General features: G+C 70.0%; 15 protein-coding genes and 2 pseudogenes. 9 read left to right on the forward strand and 8 right to left on the reverse strand.

The features are described from left to right. Positions 1-3 precede the first annotated feature (3 nt). Positions 4-891 (forward strand): ROK family protein, encoded by an 888-nt coding sequence (locus tag ABH941_RS04775; protein WP_370127384.1) that lies wholly within the window; start codon positions 4-6, stop codon positions 889-891. Here ABH941_RS04775 and ABH941_RS04780 read toward each other — a convergent pair. Continuing rightward, on the reverse strand, positions 883-1524 hold the full coding sequence (locus ABH941_RS04780; protein WP_370127292.1) for an HAD family hydrolase: 642 nt from the start codon (positions 1522-1524) through the stop codon (positions 883-885). The genes ABH941_RS04775 and ABH941_RS04780 overlap by 9 nt on opposite strands. A 71-nt stretch (positions 1525-1595) precedes the next feature. Between ABH941_RS04780 and ABH941_RS04785 the strand changes: the two are divergent. Further along, a pseudogene (locus ABH941_RS04785) lies at positions 1596-2281 on the forward strand (class I SAM-dependent methyltransferase). A 59-nt stretch (positions 2282-2340) separates the two neighbouring features. Here ABH941_RS04785 and ABH941_RS04790 read toward each other — a convergent pair. The 4 genes and pseudogenes from ABH941_RS04790 to ABH941_RS04805 form a co-directional block, all read right to left on the reverse strand. Beyond that, a complete protein-coding gene (locus tag ABH941_RS04790) occupies positions 2341-2769 on the reverse strand; it encodes a hypothetical protein (RefSeq protein WP_370127293.1) in 429 nt (142 codons plus the stop codon). Positions 2770-2997: 228 nt separating this feature from the next. Next, positions 2998-3417, reverse strand: a complete 420-nt coding sequence (locus ABH941_RS04795) for a hypothetical protein (RefSeq protein ID WP_370127294.1) — start codon at positions 3415-3417, stop codon at positions 2998-3000. Positions 3418-3516: 99 nt separating this feature from the next. Further along, positions 3517-4722, reverse strand: a complete 1206-nt coding sequence (locus tag ABH941_RS04800) for an NAD(P)/FAD-dependent oxidoreductase (RefSeq protein WP_370127295.1) — start codon at positions 4720-4722, stop codon at positions 3517-3519. A 1-nt stretch (position 4723) separates the two neighbouring features. Next, positions 4724-5047 (reverse strand): annotated as a pseudogene (locus tag ABH941_RS04805) (sigma factor); the annotation flags it as partial. Positions 5048-5100: 53 nt separating this feature from the next. On the opposite strand from ABH941_RS04805, the gene ABH941_RS04810 reads away from it, so the two are divergent. Further along, positions 5101-5541 carry a hypothetical protein gene (locus ABH941_RS04810; protein WP_370127296.1) on the forward strand — a complete coding sequence of 147 codons (441 nt, stop codon included), beginning with the start codon at positions 5101-5103 and terminating at the stop codon, positions 5539-5541. Positions 5542-5554: 13 nt separating this feature from the next. On the opposite strand, the gene ABH941_RS04815 is transcribed toward ABH941_RS04810, so the two are convergent. Further along, positions 5555-6532 (reverse strand): Lrp/AsnC family transcriptional regulator, encoded by a 978-nt coding sequence (locus tag ABH941_RS04815; protein ID WP_370127297.1) that lies wholly within the window; start codon positions 6530-6532, stop codon positions 5555-5557. 47 nt (positions 6533-6579) lie between these two features. Then, a complete protein-coding gene (locus ABH941_RS04820; RefSeq protein WP_370127298.1) occupies positions 6580-8193 on the reverse strand; it encodes an MFS transporter in 1614 nt (537 codons plus the stop codon). Between the two features lie 495 nt (positions 8194-8688). Between ABH941_RS04820 and ABH941_RS04825 the strand changes: the two genes are divergently transcribed. The 3 genes from ABH941_RS04825 to ABH941_RS04835 all read left to right on the forward strand — a co-directional run bounded on the left by ABH941_RS04825 (position 8689) and on the right by ABH941_RS04835 (position 10833). Further along, positions 8689-9474, forward strand: a complete 786-nt coding sequence (locus ABH941_RS04825) for a dienelactone hydrolase family protein (RefSeq protein WP_370127299.1) — start codon at positions 8689-8691, stop codon at positions 9472-9474. Positions 9475-9590: 116 nt separating this feature from the next. Further along, on the forward strand, positions 9591-10229 hold the full coding sequence (locus ABH941_RS04830) for an ATP-dependent Clp protease proteolytic subunit (protein ID WP_370127300.1): 639 nt from the start codon (positions 9591-9593) through the stop codon (positions 10227-10229). Position 10230: 1 nt separating this feature from the next. Next, entirely contained in the window at positions 10231-10833 is a 603-nt protein-coding gene (locus ABH941_RS04835; protein ID WP_370127301.1) for a ClpP family protease, read from the forward strand. A gap of 80 nt (positions 10834-10913) precedes the next feature. On the opposite strand, the gene ABH941_RS04840 is transcribed toward ABH941_RS04835, so the two are convergent. Continuing rightward, positions 10914-11336, reverse strand: a complete 423-nt coding sequence (locus ABH941_RS04840; RefSeq protein WP_370127302.1) for a helix-turn-helix domain-containing protein — start codon at positions 11334-11336, stop codon at positions 10914-10916. Between the two features lie 239 nt (positions 11337-11575). Here ABH941_RS04840 and ABH941_RS04845 point away from each other — a divergent pair, with 239 nt between their 5' ends. The 3 genes from ABH941_RS04845 to ABH941_RS04855 all read left to right on the forward strand — a co-directional run bounded on the left by ABH941_RS04845 (position 11576) and on the right by ABH941_RS04855 (position 14374). Further along, entirely contained in the window at positions 11576-12577 is a 1002-nt protein-coding gene (locus ABH941_RS04845; RefSeq protein ID WP_370127303.1) for an Ig domain-containing protein, read from the forward strand. Positions 12578-12684: 107 nt separating this feature from the next. Further along, complete coding sequence (locus ABH941_RS04850; protein ID WP_370127304.1) at positions 12685-13389, forward strand: HAD family hydrolase; 705 nt, start codon at positions 12685-12687, stop codon at positions 13387-13389. 148 nt (positions 13390-13537) lie between these two features. Next, positions 13538-14374, forward strand: a complete 837-nt coding sequence (locus ABH941_RS04855) for a hypothetical protein (RefSeq protein WP_370127305.1) — start codon at positions 13538-13540, stop codon at positions 14372-14374. Position 14375: the final 1 nt, after the last annotated feature.

A 14375-nucleotide genomic window follows, 5' to 3' on the forward strand; every position in this document is an offset into this window, starting at 1 on the left:
GTCATGGACATCGGCGGCACCCACGTGACAGCTGCACACGTGGACGTCACAGCGGGCAGCCTCAGCCTCGGACCCTCGCACCGTGAACCCATCGAAGGCACCGTCAGCGCGGACGAGTTCGTGTCCGCGCTGGTCCGATGCGCGGGGCGGCTTCCCGGGCCGGCCGGGGAGCACTGGACCATTGCCCTTCCCGGCCCGTTCGACTACCAGCACGGCATCGGACGCTACGAGGGAGTGGGCAAGTTCGAAGCCCTGCGCGGCTTCGATCTGCGCACCGCTCTCACCGCCCGCCTGCCCGGCCACCCCACCGTGGCCTTCTGCAATGACGCCGACTCCTTCACGCTCGGCGAATGGCAGGCCGGCGCCGCGCGCGGACAGCGCACGGTCACCGGGCTCACCCTCGGCACCGGCGTCGGTTCCTGTTTCCTGCGCGAGGGCACGATTGTGCGGCAGGGCCACGGAATCCCACCCGGCGGCCGCGTGGACCTGATGGAGCACGCCGGCCGACCGTTGGAGGAGACGGTGTCCCGCCGCGCACTACGACGGGCATACGCCCGGGCCGCGACCGACCCTGGGGAGCCGGACGTCCGCGAGATCGCGGAACGGGCCCGCAAAGGCGACAGCGCCGCGGTCGGCGTCTTCACCCAGGCGTTCCACGCATTGGGACTGGTGCTCGGCCCGCTCCTGGCCGCTTACGAACCGGACGTCCTGGTGATCGGTGGATCCATCGCCGGCTCCTGGGACCTGGTGGCTCCACCCCTGCGCGAGGGCATCGCCGCCGCAGCACCGGAAAGCGGCCGGACAGTCGTCGTCCCCGCACAGTTCCCCGAACGGGCACCCCTACTGGGCGCGGCATACCTTGCCACTGCGGTGAATGCTCCTTCAGGCTGAATTCAGGATGATATCCTTCAACTCAATCAGGGTTTCGATTCGATGGCTGGCCCGTGAAAAGTCCTGTGTTTTCGTGAAGCCGTTATGGACGATAGCGCAGTCGATGCCGGCCGCCACGGCCGAGTTCAGCCCCCTGGATGAATCCTCTACGACCAGTGTCTCCTCCGTGGCGGCTCCGAGACGCTTCAAGCCGGTCAGGTAAGGTTCCGGGTGCGGTTTGGAGAGCTCGTAGTCCTCGCGGACAAGGACGAAGTCCATGAATTCTCTGATGTGGCGCTTCTCGTGGATGATTTCAAAATCCGCACGTTTTGCGGTCGTCACGATGGCCATGCGGACGTATTTTGACAGTTCGGCAAGCGTTTCAACGACGCCTTCGATCTCAATGGCTTCTGTTCTCAGATATTCCTGATAATAATCATTGCGCACCTCGCGCTGCCTGCTGATGGTCTGTTCATCGATACCTGCCGCCCTCGCCTGGGCCCAGGTGCCCAATCCCTGGTTCATGTCCCGGAGGTATCGGTCCTTGTCCAAGGTCAGACCAATGTCCGCCAGGGCGCGCTCTCCGGCTCTGTAGTACCAGAATTCGGTGTCCACCAGAACGCCGTCGTGGTCGAAGAGTATGTACTTTTTCACTCGCTTGATCCTTTCCGGTAGCCGCGGCAACATGCGGGAACCGGACCGATGCGGCGCACGTCTCCCGCTGCATGATCTCCAACGAGCAACAGGAGCACGCGAGTTCCACCGGGCTGTCCGCGGTGGCCGCGGATCCGCGGAAGGTCAATGACTACGACGGCTTCGCCGAGGCGTACGCGGCCGAGAACGAGACCAGTCTCGTCAATGCCTACTACGAGCGGCCCGCGATGCTGGCCCTCGCCGGAGACGTGGCCGGTCGGCGGATCCTCGACGCCGGCTGTGGTTCCGGGCCCCTGTTCGCGGCGTTGCGCGAGCGGGGCGCCGTGGTGAGCGGCTTCGACGCGAGTGCCGGGATGCTGGAGCTGGCCCGGCGGCGGACTGGGGGCCGGCGCTGGCCGAGCTGCGGCGCGTGCTGAAGCCCGGCGGTCGGCTGCTCGCGTCGGTCGACCACCCGTTCGCCGTCGCCGCCATGCACCGCGAGGCAGGCCGCGAGGCCCAGTACTTCGGCACCACCAACTGGACCGAGGAGTGGACGATGGGCGGCCGGACCGCCCTGATGAGTCTCTGGCACCGGCCACTGCATGCGATGACCGAGGCGTTCACGGAGGCCGGTTTCCGGATCACGGTCATCAGCGAGCCGGAGCCCGATCCGGCCGCCCGCGAGCTGTTCCCCGAAGCCATCGCGGCCAGGCCGCGCTTCCTGTGCTTCCTGTTCTTCGTCCTGCAGGCCGACCCGGCCCCAGTTCCTGATCATTGATCAGGTGACTGGACCGCTCCGGCAGGCCGGCGCCTGCCGGAGCAGCGTGTGGTGTCGGGTCAGTCCTCGATCGTGATGCTCAGGCCGGCGCCGCTGCTCGAGGTCACACCCATGGTGGTGCCGGCCAGCACGTTGGTGCAGAGGACGATGGGGCTGCCGGAGTACTTGACGTACCCGGCGTTGCACGCGCCCCAGTTCCCGTTGCCGTAGTAGAGCCAGCCCTCGTAGCTGACGCCGGAGTTGCCCTTCCACAGGTTGAGGTCATGGCAGGTGGTGGCGGACGTGCTCGGCTTGACGAAGGTCTTGCCGCCGGAGAATTCGGGCAGACCGTGCGCGTTGGTGCCGCTCGTGCCCGTCGTGCCCGTCGGGAACTGACAGCCGACCGCGGCCGGCGTCACCGCCTCGGCCGGGGCCGTCGCGACGGCCGCCACGCCCCCGAACAGTGCGAAGGCCGCCGCGCCGGTTGCGAGTCGCTGGGACATCCTCATGTGCTTCTCCTCCTGGGACAAGGGGTGTTCCGGCTTCCGGGATCCGATCCCTCGGACCCGGACCACGCCGATCCTGGTGGGGGAGGCGTCCCACCGGAAGAACCGCCGACCGGATGACGGAATCCTGGGACGGCGCCGCCGTGACCTGCTGGGACGCGGAATCGGCTGCGGACCCGGCGGGACGGCTCTGCCTGGACAGCGGCTCGGGCTTGGGGGATGAGCCAATACTCAGCGCACCCAGACGACCGCGGTTGCCGAGGTCTGGTCCGGCACCCGGTGCTGGGCGTTGAGGATGGAGACGAGCCGGGCACGGAACTGGAGCTCGCCGCGGGGCGAGGCCTTGAGGATCAGCCGCAGGCTCTCGTGCCGCTGGCTCTCGGCGGGGGTGCAACGGATCGTGTGCCAGCCGCCCTTGCCGATCCGTTCGTCGATGCACAGCTGTATCAGAGAGCCGGCCACGTCACTGCCGCCCGATGCGCTGACCTGCAGGGTGTGGCCGACCGGGACGCTGTAGCTGCTCACGCCGACGGCGACGTCCGACTTCGCGGAGGCGGTCCCTGCGCTCATCGCCAGACCGGTCGCGGCCATGGCCACGACCGCCGCCGCGGAACCGGTCCTGCTCCGAACGAACCTCCTGATGGTGCCCATGCGCGTACCTCTCTGCTGGCGAGACGATGCAGAAGTCACTGCGGCCCCTAGGACGTCGGCCCTCAGGGGAGGGTTCCATCGGGATCGGCAGTGGCGAGGTCAGGCCACCGCCGCCTCCGCCCGTTCACTGCTCCGGGTCTCATCCGGCACGACACGTCGGCGTCGAGAGGGCATGCCCGCTGTCGGGTTGGTGACGCCCCAGGCCGCGCCCTTGCAGATCAGTTCCTTGTAGAGGGCGGCAACGCGGCCGGTCAGGGCGCGGTCGACCGCCCGGTCGTCGGCGGTGACGAACTGGATCAGGCCGTCCTTGCGGCCGAGGGAGATGCACTGCTGGTAGTAGCGGATGGAGACGTGGGGGAGCTTGCTGCCGGAGAGGCGGGCGGCGATGGCGTCGGCGGCCTGCCAGGCCATGGGTACGCCCGACGCGCAGGACATGCGCAGGGGTTTGCCGTTGGGGCCGATCGCCATCGCCGCGTCGCCTACGGCGTAGACGTCCGGGTGGGAGACCGAGCGCATCGTGGAGTCGACCGCGATCTGGCCGCGGTCGGTGAGCTCCAGGGCGGTGGCCCGGGCGATCGGGTGGACGGCGAAGCCCGTGGTCCAGACCGTGACCTCGGCGGGGACGGTCGTGCCGTCGGCCGTCGTCACGCTGTCCGCTTCCACGGCGGTGATCGTCGTGTGTTCGTGGACCTTGATGCCGAGGGTGTCCACCACCTTCCGCAGGTGGGCGCGGCCCTTCTCGGAGAGCCAGTCGCCGAGGGCGCCGTGGGCGACCAGGGCGACATCGAGGTCCGGGCGGGTTTCGGCGATCTCGGTCGCGGCCTCCAGGCCGGTCAGGCCGCCGCCGACCACGACCACCGGCCGGCCGGCGTCCAGGGCGGCCAGGCGGTCGCGGAGGCGCAGTGCGCCGGGGCGGCCGGCGATCTCGTGGGTGTGTTCGGCGGTACCGGGGACGTCCCCGTCGTTCCATCCGCTGCCGAGGGCGTAGACCAGGGTGTCGTACCCCAGTTCCTCGTGCCCGGAGCTGTCCGCGGCGGTGACGGTCACCGTCCTGCGGTTCACGTCCACGGAGGTGACCTGTGCGAGCTTCAGCTCCACGCCCGTACCCGCGAACATCTCGCTGAGCGGCCGGGGCGTGAGGTCCTGGCCGGTCGCGAGCTGGTGCAGCCGGACGCGCTCGACGAAGTCGGGCTCGGGGTTGACGAGGGTGATGGTGACGTCCTGGCGGTGCAGCCGCTTGGCGAGGCGGCCGGCGGCGATGGCTCCGGTGTAGCCGGCTCCGAGGACGACGATGCGGTGCTGCATCTGAATACTCCTGTCTGCGCGGGTCCGCCGTTGTCTTGCGCGGTTTCGCCACTTGAACCGGGCAGTCGGGGAGCCACATCCCCACGTACGTCTCACGCCGGGCGCGTGCCGAAGTGAGCTGGTTGAGGCAGAAGTTGGTGAGGACCTTGGTCAGCCAGGCCTCGGGCACCTCGATCCGCTGGACGTCAGCCGCCTGCCAGCGCAGGAATGTCTCCTGCACGGCGTCCTCCGCCTCGCTCGCCGAGCCGAGCAGCCGGTAGGCGACGGCCTCCAGCCGGGACCTGGCAGCCTCGAACCGGTCGACGTCACTCATGATCAGGGCCATGCTCGCGATCCTAGTCACCCCGGGGTGGCGGCCGGACAGGCTAGGTTACTCGGATGAGTCTCCTTGATGATGTGGCCGAGCGTGACGGCTGGCGCTGCTGGGTGTGCGACGAACCGGTCGACCCCGACATGTCGGTGAACGATCCGCGCGGGCCCAGCGTGGACAGCCGGACCGCCGACCGGAAGGCCAAGGTCGCCGAGCGGCTCGCGCACCGCGGGTGCAACACCCGCAAGGGCGCGGTCAAGGTGGTCATCGCCTGGCCGGACCGCCTGTACGTGGTCGAACCCGCGCCGCTGATCACCGTTGCCGGAAGGCTGGAGCGCAAGGGGGGCCGCGAGATGGTGGGTCGTTGTCCGACCAGGAAGGACGCCCAGGAGGCTGCGGACTGGCTGCTGGACCGCTTCTCGCGACTGGTACCGGGGCTACCGGTCAGAGCCGACATCGAAGCAGGCGGCGGCCAGTTCCTCCTCATCCTGGCCACCGGCCGCCGCTGACCGCGTGCGGCCGTCAGTGGTTCGGTTGGTAGGCGAGTTGTTTGACCTGGCGCAGGACGAGGGCGGTCTCGGCGGTCTGGATGCTGGAGAGCGTGCCGATCTGTTGGTTGAGGTAGGTGTACAGGTGGTCGGGGCTGCGGAAGAGCCCTGCGGCGATGATGTTGGCCGCGCCCGTGGTGGCTGCGGCGAAGCGCACCTCGGGATGCTCGGCCAGCGCCTGGCCGACATCGGCCAGTGCGCCGGGGGTCACGGTGAGCCAGAGCATGGCCGCAACGCCGTGTCCAAGGGGTTCGGGGTCGTAGTCGACGGCGAAGTAGAGCACGCCGGTGGCGCGTAGCGACTCGAGCCGCCGCTTGACCGCCGACTCGGTCTGTCCGGTGGCTTTCTGCAGTTCGGCCAGAGTGGCGCGGCCGTCGTCGCGGAGCACCGCCAGCAGCGTCTCGTCGCCCGGGTCCAGGGTGACCGGGTCGGCCGACGGGGCAGGGGCTGGGGGGCGCAGGGCTGCGAGTTGTTCCGGGTCGAGTGCGGTGTTCTTGTTCAGCCAGCTGAGCATGATGTCGCCGTAGAAACGGTGCAGGAGGCAGTGCGCGCTGACGGAGACGACCTGCGGGGTGCGCTGGATCCGGTCGAGCAGGAGCTCGTCGCGCTCGCGCCGGCTGCGTGGTTTCATCCCGCAGATGACCTCGGTGCCGCCGGAGATGACGGTGACGTAGAGCGTGTCGGGGCGTTTGGCCAGCGCGTGGGCCAGTCGTCCGGCGACATCCGGGGTGCAGTGCAGGCGCACGATCCAGGTCTGCCCCCCGACCCTGGTCTCGTCGGTCAGTCCGAGTACCCGCAGGTTGACGGTGTTGTGCAGTCGTCGGTAGCGGCGGGCCACGGTCTGGTCGGAGACGCCGAGCACGGCTGCGATCCGGCTGAAGGGCGCGCGCGCGTCGAGCTCCAGGGCCTGAAGCAGCTTCAGGTCGAGGGGATCGAAAGCGGTTGGGGGCACCGGCGGCTCCTTCCTCGTTCCGTGCATCCGGGATCCTCGGATCATTGTCAGCGCAGCGGTGCGTGACTGCCCGTCCGGTCGATCGCGGCCGAGGCGGCCGGCGTGCCCGCGTTCGTCACCGCAGTGATCGGTTGCCTGCGCGGGGTGCGTAGGAGCACGGCGGCGAAGAACGCGGCGAGCAGCGTCAGGGCGGCTGCCACGATGAGGCACAGGTGGGTGCCGTCCAGGAAGGAGCTGGTCAGTGCGCCGAGTGCCCGCCCCTGGTCCGGGCCCAGGTTCATCCGGGCGATGGCACTGAGACCACTGGTGTGCGCGGTGGTGACGACACGGTCCGCGGTGGCGCCGGTCAGGCCTGCGTGGGCGAGGTGGCCGGGCAGGGCGTGCAGGGCTCTGCTGGTGAGCAGTGCGCCCAGGACGGCCGGGCCCAGTGCGCCGCCGACCTGCCGGAAGGCGTTGTTGCCGGCGGCGGCCATGCCGGCCAGGTGATGGGGCACGGAGGCGACGGCGGTGGCGGTCATCGGGGTGAGCACGGCGCCTGTGCCCAGGCCGAGCAGCGCCAGCCGCCAGGCCAGCGAGGCGAAGGAGGTGTCGGCGCCGATGGTGGTCAGGGCGAGCAGGGCGCCGGTTGTGACCAGCAGGCCGCCGGTGATCGTGATCCGCGGGGAGATGCGGTGCATCAGGCGCCCGGCGGGCACGGTGGCCAGGATCGCCATGACCGTCACCACCAGCAGCCGGTAGGCGGCATGCAGGGTGTCCAGGTGCTGCACCAGGCCGAAGTACAGGCTGAGCACGAAGAAGAAGCCGATCAGCCCGAGGAAGGTGATCATCGCGACCAGGGTCGTCGCGGTGAACGCCGGGCTGCGGAACAGGGAGAGGTCCAGCATCGGGCTGGTGCTGCGATGCTCGGCGACGATGAATCCGGCGGTGCCGAGTGCGGCCAGTGCCAGGGCCACGAGCACCCGGGTCTGCGAGAACGAGCCGGCGCCGCCCTCGATGACGCCGTAGACCAGCGCGGTGATCGCGACTGCCGCGGTGATCTGGCCGGGCCAGTCCAAACGGCGGGAGCCGGGTGCCCGCGAGTCGGCGACCAGGCGTGTCGCGGCCGCGGTGGCCGCCAGTGAGGCGGGGATCGGCAGCAGGAAGATCCAGCGCCATCCGACGTGTTCCAGGATGGTGCCCGCGATCAGCGGACCGACCGCCAGTGCCGCCATCAGCGCGGTGGCCCATATGCCGATGAACTTGCCGCGCTCGCGCGGGTCCGGCACGGCATGGCTGATGAGGGCGAGGGTGGTGGGCAGCAGCGCGGCGGCGCCCAGCCCGGCGAAGGCCTGACCGACCCACAGGACCTGCACCGTCCGGGCGCACAGTGCGATGGCCGCGCCGACGGCGGCCAGGACGAGTCCGGTCTGGAAGACCCTCTTGCGGCCGTGGACGTCGCCGAAGACGCCGGCGGTGAGGATGAGGGCGGCCATCGGCAGCACGAACGCGTCGGACACCCAGGACAGTTGCGCGGTGGAGGTGTGCAACGTGCGCTGGATCGCCGGCAGGCTCACCGAGACCGTGGTCACCGGCAGGTAGGCGACGAACACGCCGATGCAGGCCATGACGAGCGTGGCCGCGCGGCGTTCCGCAGGTGGGCCGGCCGTGGTCGTGACGTTCAAGGAACTCTCCCTTTGCTGCGCCGGTGGCGACGCGATCAGTTGCTTCGGCGCAACCTTCGGCGCCGCGGCCGACTTGCAGCCAGCCACGCCGGTGTTTTCGCGGAAATCCGACGCCTCAGCCCCGAATCACACGGATCCACGACATCGGTTCCGGGCCCGACCCCGCCACCCGCTACGGCAGCACCGCCACCAGCCGCCTCGCCACCCCGTACGTCGCCGTCTTCATCCCGTCCCCCGGCCGGCGAGGGTTGCCGCACCGGCCAGGAAGATGTCGAGTGCGCGCGGGCCCTGTCGCCGTCCTGGGCGACGTCGAGCACGTCCCGTGCGAAGGCCAGGCAGATGTTGGTCAGAGCGGCCATGAAGCGCTGGGCCGCCGCGTAGCCGAATCCGGCCCCAGCGAGCCTGTCGATCTCGGTGGGGCAGGTGAACTCCGCGTTCCGCCTGGTGAGAGGGTGGAGCGCGGAAAGCCACCCCAGACGAAGACAGGATCCGGACATGACGGCCGTACACGGCAGCACTGTCGACATTCAGACCCAGGACGGGACAGCGGACGCGTACTTCGTCCACCCCGAGGGCGAGGCACGCCACCCCGCCGTGCTGCTCTACCAGGATGCGTTCGGGCCGCGCCCGGCGCTCAACGCGATGGCCGACCGGCTGGCCGCCGAGGGCTACGTCGTCCTGGTGCCCAACGTCTTCTACCGCGAGGGCCGTGCGCCGGTGGCGCAGCTTCCCGCGTACATCGACGACGACAACCGGGGCGCGTTGTTCGCCTCACTGATGCCGCTGATTCAGGGCCTGACGCCGGATCTGGTGGTCGCCGACGCGCACGCCTACCTCGGCTGGCTCGCCGACTGCCCGCAGGTCGCCGATGGGCCGGTCGGCATCACCGGCTACTGCATGGGCGCCCGACTCGCCCTGCACACCGCGGGCGCCTACCCGGACCGGGTGGCCGCGATCGGCGGCTTCCACGGCGGCCGGCTCGCCACCGACCAGCCCGACAGTCCGCACCTGGCGGTCGCCACGATGACGGCGCAGGCGTACTTCGGCCACGCCGACCAGGACCAGTCAATGCCGCCGGAGCAGCAGGAGCGCCTGGAGAAGGCACTCACCGAGGCCGGCGTCACCCATCGCTGCGAGGTGTACCAGGGCGCAGGTCACGGCTACACCCAGTCCGACACCTCCGATTTCCATGCTGAGGCCGCGGAGCGTCACTGGACTGCCCTGCTCGAACTGTTCGGCCGTGCGCTGCGGGGGGCTGACGGCTCGCAGAGGAACTGTTGAGCCGTCAACTCTGCTGACAGCGAATCTGCGGCGGGCAGAGAAATCGCATCGGGGGATCTCCGGAGGTCAACAGTGGAGTCGACGGCATCCCTGCCGCGCCTGGAAGAGGAGACCAGATGACTCCATGGATCTCGCCGCCGCCCCGTGCGGAGGACGGCGACACACAGCCCAGCCGGTTCGACGACCATCTCGCCGCGCAGTTGCTCGCCCAGCGGATCATTGTCCTGGGCACGCAGGTCGACGACGTGTCGGCCAACCGGGTCTGCGCGCAGCTGCTGCTGCTGTCGGCGGAGGACCCGCGCACCGACATCAGCCTGTTCGTCAACAGCCCCGGCGGGTCGGTCAGCGCGGGTCTGGCCGTCTACGACACCATGCGGCTCATCCCCAACGACGTCTCGACGCTGGCGATGGGGTTCGCGGCCAGCATGGGCCAGTTCCTGCTGGCCGTGGGGGCGGCCGGCAAGCGTTTCGCGCTGCCGAACGCGCGGATCATGATGCACCAGCCCTCGGCAGGCATCGGCGGCACCGCCGCGGACATCGAGATCCAGGCTGAGAACCTCCAGTTCACCAAGAAGGCCATCGAGCGGATCACGGCCGAGCACACCGGGCAGAGCGTGGAGACGATCGCGCGCGACGGCGACCGGGACCGCTGGTTCACGGCCGAGCAGGCCAAGGAGTACGGGATCGTGGACCGGGTGGTGGAGTCGGTCGCCGACATCCGCCCGGCCACCTCCCGTCGACGGATGGGGCTGTGACATGGGCTCGTACACGGTTCCCTACGTCGTCGAACGCACCGCGCAGGGCGAGCGGTCCTACGACGTCTTCAGCCGGCTGCTGAACGAGCGGATCGTCTTCCTCGGTACCGAGATCGACGACGGGGTCGCCAACGTGGTCATCGCGCAACTCCTGCACCTGGAGGCGGAGAGCCCGGAACGCGAGATCTCGATCTACCTCAACTCGCCCGGGGGTTCCTACACCTCGCTGATGGCGATCTACGACACCATGGCGTTCGTGCAGGCGCCGATCTCCACCTTCTGCGTCGGCCAGGCCGCGTCGACAGCGGCGGTGCTGCTGGCCGGCGGAGATCCCGGACGACGGTTCGTGCTCCAGCACGCGCGGGTGCTGCTCGGCCAGCCGGCCAGCGCCGGCCGGCAGGGCACGGTCTCCGACCTCAGCCTGGCGGCCAAGGAAATGGCCCGCATCCGCTCCCAGGCCGAGCAGATCCTGGCCCGGCACACGCACCACGACGTGGCGACGCTGCGCGCGGACATGGACCGGGACAAGATCCTCACCGCTGAGGAGGCCGTCGCGTACGGGCTCGCCGACGAGGTGCTGAGCCGACGACTCGCGTTCCTCTGATCCTGCGCTGCCCTGAATGGGAACCGGTGAGCCGACCGGTACGGCGGTGGCAGCGCACCGCCGCACCGGCGCTCGGTGCGTCAGGCTGCCAGGCAGAGCCCGTCGTACGGCGAGGTGCGGCCGCGGCCCACCCGGGCGCGGGTGGGCCGCGCCAGCTCGTCCTGGGCAAGCGAGAGCAGGTCGGCCAGGCCCAGGCCGAGGGCGCCGGCGGCGGCCGCGAGCACCTCGGAGGAGGCCTCCTTGCGTCCGCGCTCCAGCTCCGACAGGTACGGCATCGAGATCCGGGCCGCCTCCGCGACATCCTTCAGCGTGCGCTCCTGGGAGAGCCGTTCACGCCGCAGTACGCCGCCGACCAGGTCGCGCCACAGGGGGGCCCGCGGCGCGTGCGGCGACGGGGCTCCCGCCGGTCTCGGCTGGGCGCGGGTCGCCGCCGCAGAACCGGGTGGCGAGGGCTGCGGGCGCAGGGCAATGACGCGGGCTTCGTCCGGCGCAGGAGTGCTCACCGCTCCAGCCTAGGGATCCGGGGCGCCGAGGGAAGGGAGCGGCGTTCTGCCCTGGGTGAAGCCGTGCAGGCGTCCGGCTGCCGGCTGGCACCGCACGGCCGCGGTCCCGCTGCCTCAGCAGTCGTCCCAGGACACTAGGATGACGGGCGATCACCTCAAGATCCGCTGTCGCGGCCCCCGTGGGAACCTGCACACACCGGTTCCACGGGGTGTTCGCGATTCTGCCCGAGGGGGGCACCATGACGTCCGTTCCACCGCCGCGTTTACCCCGACCCCGTTCGCTCCGCCTCCGGCGGCTGTCCCGCAGCACGGCACTGTTCGCGCTCGTGGGCGGCTGCGCGCTGCTGGCCGGCGGCCCGGCCTCGGCCTCCGGGACCGGGGCACTGACCCCGTACCTGGACTGCGTCACCACCAACCCGCAGACCGGCGACGTCACCGCGTACTACGGCTACCACAACACCACCGGCACCGCGTTGACCATCAACGTCGGCGAGAACAACCAGACCTTTCCGGTCGGCGATTTCCAGGGGCAGCCGACCTACTTCAACCAGGGCACCTTCGCGCAGGCATTCACGGTCACCTTCGACCCGAAGCTGTTCCCCAGCATCGCGTGGATACTCAACGGGCAGGAGGCCGACGCTTCCGCCGCGTCCGCGGCCTGCACCGGCGGGGTCACCGCCCCGGCCACCGCTGTCGGTCAGACCGGGGCCACCCTGACCGGTGTGGTCGTGCCGACCGGCACCGCCACCGGCTACTCCTTCTCCTACGGCACCACCCCGGCCCTGGGAACGACCACTCCGGTCCAGGACTTCGGCACCGGCACCCAGCCGCTGCTGGTGCAGCAGAAACTGACCGGACTGTTCCCGGGAACCACCTACTACGCCCGCCTCGACACGACCAGCGACGCCGTCACCACCCACGGCCAGGTCCTCAGCTTCACGACCACCCCGACCGCACCGCTGGTCATCACCACGGCGACACTGGCCGCCGGCACCGTCCACGCCCGCTACGCCCTCACCCTGGCAGGCAGCGGGGGCCTGAAGCCGTACACCTGGACCATCACCGCGGGCCGGCTCCCCGCCGGGCTCACCCTGAACCGGACGACCGGCGCGATCACCGGAACCCCGACGGCCAAGGGCACCAGCACCTTCACCGTCAAGCTGTCCTCAGCCGGCGCACCCCACGCGACGCCGGTCAGCAGGCAACTCCACCTCACCATCGCCGCGGCCAAGGCGAACTGACTGTCCCCGCCGTCCCCGCCGGCGCTCCCGGCGGGGACGGCGGGCGCAGGTCCGCGGTACGCGCCCAGCTCGACCACCCCGGGCAGGCCGACGATATGGTCTCGATCATGGCCACCACCGCTGTCATCTTCGACTTCTTCGGAACCCTCACCCCGAGCACGCCGACCGAGGTTTGGGACGCCCACGCCGCGCGGAGCGCGTCCCCGCTCGGCATACCCGCCCGCCAGTGGCGCACGACCCTGGACGCCTCCTTCGCCGAGCGGGCGACCGGCAGCCTGGGCGATCTGACGGCGACGTTCCGCACCCTCGCCCAACGCAACAACATCCATCCGAGCGCGGAGGCCCTTGCCGCCGCCTGCACCGCACGGATGGCAGCACAACAGGAACTGTTCGTCCTGCGTGACGACGCAGCCTCGACCCTGACCGAGTTGCGCTCTCGGGGACTGCGGCTGGGGGTACTGAGCGACTGCACCGCGGAACTGGCAGCAGCCTGGTCCCGGCTGCCGGTGGCCGAACTGGTCGACGCACGAGTGCTCTCCTGCGAAGAGGGGCGACGCAAGCCCGACCCGGAGCTGTTCCGCCTGATCGCACGCCGCCTCGGGGTCGACCCGCAGGAGTGCCTCTACATCGGCGACGGTGGCGGCGGCGAACTCACCGGCGCGTCCAACTGCGGCATGCAGGCGTTCATGCTGCGGGCAGCAGACTGGGCCGTGAACGACGCCCACGCACGCGAGGACGACTGGACCGGCCCCACCCTGCCCTCACTGACCGACGCCCTGTCCCTCACTCCCGTTGTGACCGACAGCCCCTGATTCATCGGGTGTGGACGGCGCAGCCGCCGCACTCCCGCAGAGCGGTGCTGCGTCGTGCGTCGGGGGTGGGGGCCCGGTCTGTGGTGGTGTCGGTGCCGGGGTGTAGCGTCTGCACGCGGATTGCACATGAATCACTGGGGGGTTCCACATGCGCCGGACTGCTGCGCTCTGTCTCGCGGCCGTTACAGCTGGGGTTCTGGCGGCGCTTTCCGCCTGCTCGGGCTCGACGGCCGGGACGGTCTCCGGCGCTGCCGCCAAGGGTGTTGACGGTGCGAAGGCGGCGGTCCTCAGTGTTGCTGACGCTCTGTCGCTGACGACCAGGAAGACCGCGGAGTACACCTCCTACCGGGAGAGGGTGACCATGGTCCTGCCGAAGGTCGGCGGCTTCACCATGGCCGGCAGCGGGTCCCGCGAACCCGTCAGGATAGATGCGACGATAACCAGCGCGAAGCTTCCCGAGGGCGTGCACGTGCTGTTGTCCGGCACCACGGAGTACATCAACAGGGGCTCCGCGGGCGCCAGGGCGTGGGGTGGCAAGCACTGGCTCAGGATCGACCTCTCTGCGCAGGGGGCGGCTGGGAAGGCGATAGCCGACTCCATCAACAAGTCGTCAGGCAGTCAGGACCCGTCGACCTCGGTGAAACTGCTGACATCGTCCGGCCAGGTCAAGCGGGTGGGTAGGGAGACGGTGGACGGGGTGGCGACCACCCACTACTTCGGTGTCGTCGACCTCAGGAAGCTCGCCGGTTCGGACGCCGATCTGAAGGCGTCCGCCGACCGGGCGGCCCAGGAGGGCGTGAGTACCGAGAGCGTGGACATGTGGATCAACGACCAGAACCTCCCGGTCAAGTTCCACTGGATCGCCATGACCTCCCAGGGCGCCGAGGACGCCACCATTGAGTACTCCGACTACGGCAACACCCCGGTGCCGATCACCGTGCCCCCGTCGAGCGACACCGAGGACCTGGCCACGCTCGCCAAGTAGC

The organism is Streptacidiphilus sp. EB103A, from assembly GCF_041261405.1.
In the GTDB taxonomy this organism is placed as follows: domain Bacteria; phylum Actinomycetota; class Actinomycetes; order Streptomycetales; family Streptomycetaceae; genus Streptacidiphilus.

What these genes read in the sequence shown, in the direction of transcription:
- ABH941_RS04810 (WP_370127296.1), top strand. Translation starts at nt 5,101, where the DNA reads ATGAGTCTCCTTGATGATGTGGCCGAGCGTGACGGCTGGCGCTGCTGG.
- ABH941_RS04790 (WP_370127293.1), bottom strand. Translation starts at nt 2,769, where the DNA reads ATGAGGATGTCCCAGCGACTCGCAACCGGCGCGGCGGCCTTCGCACTG.
- ABH941_RS04845 (WP_370127303.1), top strand. Translation starts at nt 11,576, where the DNA reads ATGACGTCCGTTCCACCGCCGCGTTTACCCCGACCCCGTTCGCTCCGC.
- ABH941_RS04795 (WP_370127294.1), bottom strand. Translation starts at nt 3,417, where the DNA reads ATGGGCACCATCAGGAGGTTCGTTCGGAGCAGGACCGGTTCCGCGGCG.
- ABH941_RS04800 (WP_370127295.1), bottom strand. Translation starts at nt 4,722, where the DNA reads ATGCAGCACCGCATCGTCGTCCTCGGAGCCGGCTACACCGGAGCCATC.
- ABH941_RS04830 (WP_370127300.1), top strand. Translation starts at nt 9,591, where the DNA reads ATGACTCCATGGATCTCGCCGCCGCCCCGTGCGGAGGACGGCGACACA.
- ABH941_RS04825 (WP_370127299.1), top strand. Translation starts at nt 8,689, where the DNA reads ATGACGGCCGTACACGGCAGCACTGTCGACATTCAGACCCAGGACGGG.
- ABH941_RS04855 (WP_370127305.1), top strand. Translation starts at nt 13,538, where the DNA reads ATGCGCCGGACTGCTGCGCTCTGTCTCGCGGCCGTTACAGCTGGGGTT.
- ABH941_RS04850 (WP_370127304.1), top strand. Translation starts at nt 12,685, where the DNA reads ATGGCCACCACCGCTGTCATCTTCGACTTCTTCGGAACCCTCACCCCG.
- ABH941_RS04835 (WP_370127301.1), top strand. Translation starts at nt 10,231, where the DNA reads ATGGGCTCGTACACGGTTCCCTACGTCGTCGAACGCACCGCGCAGGGC.
- ABH941_RS04775 (WP_370127384.1), top strand. Translation starts at nt 4, where the DNA reads ATGGACATCGGCGGCACCCACGTGACAGCTGCACACGTGGACGTCACA.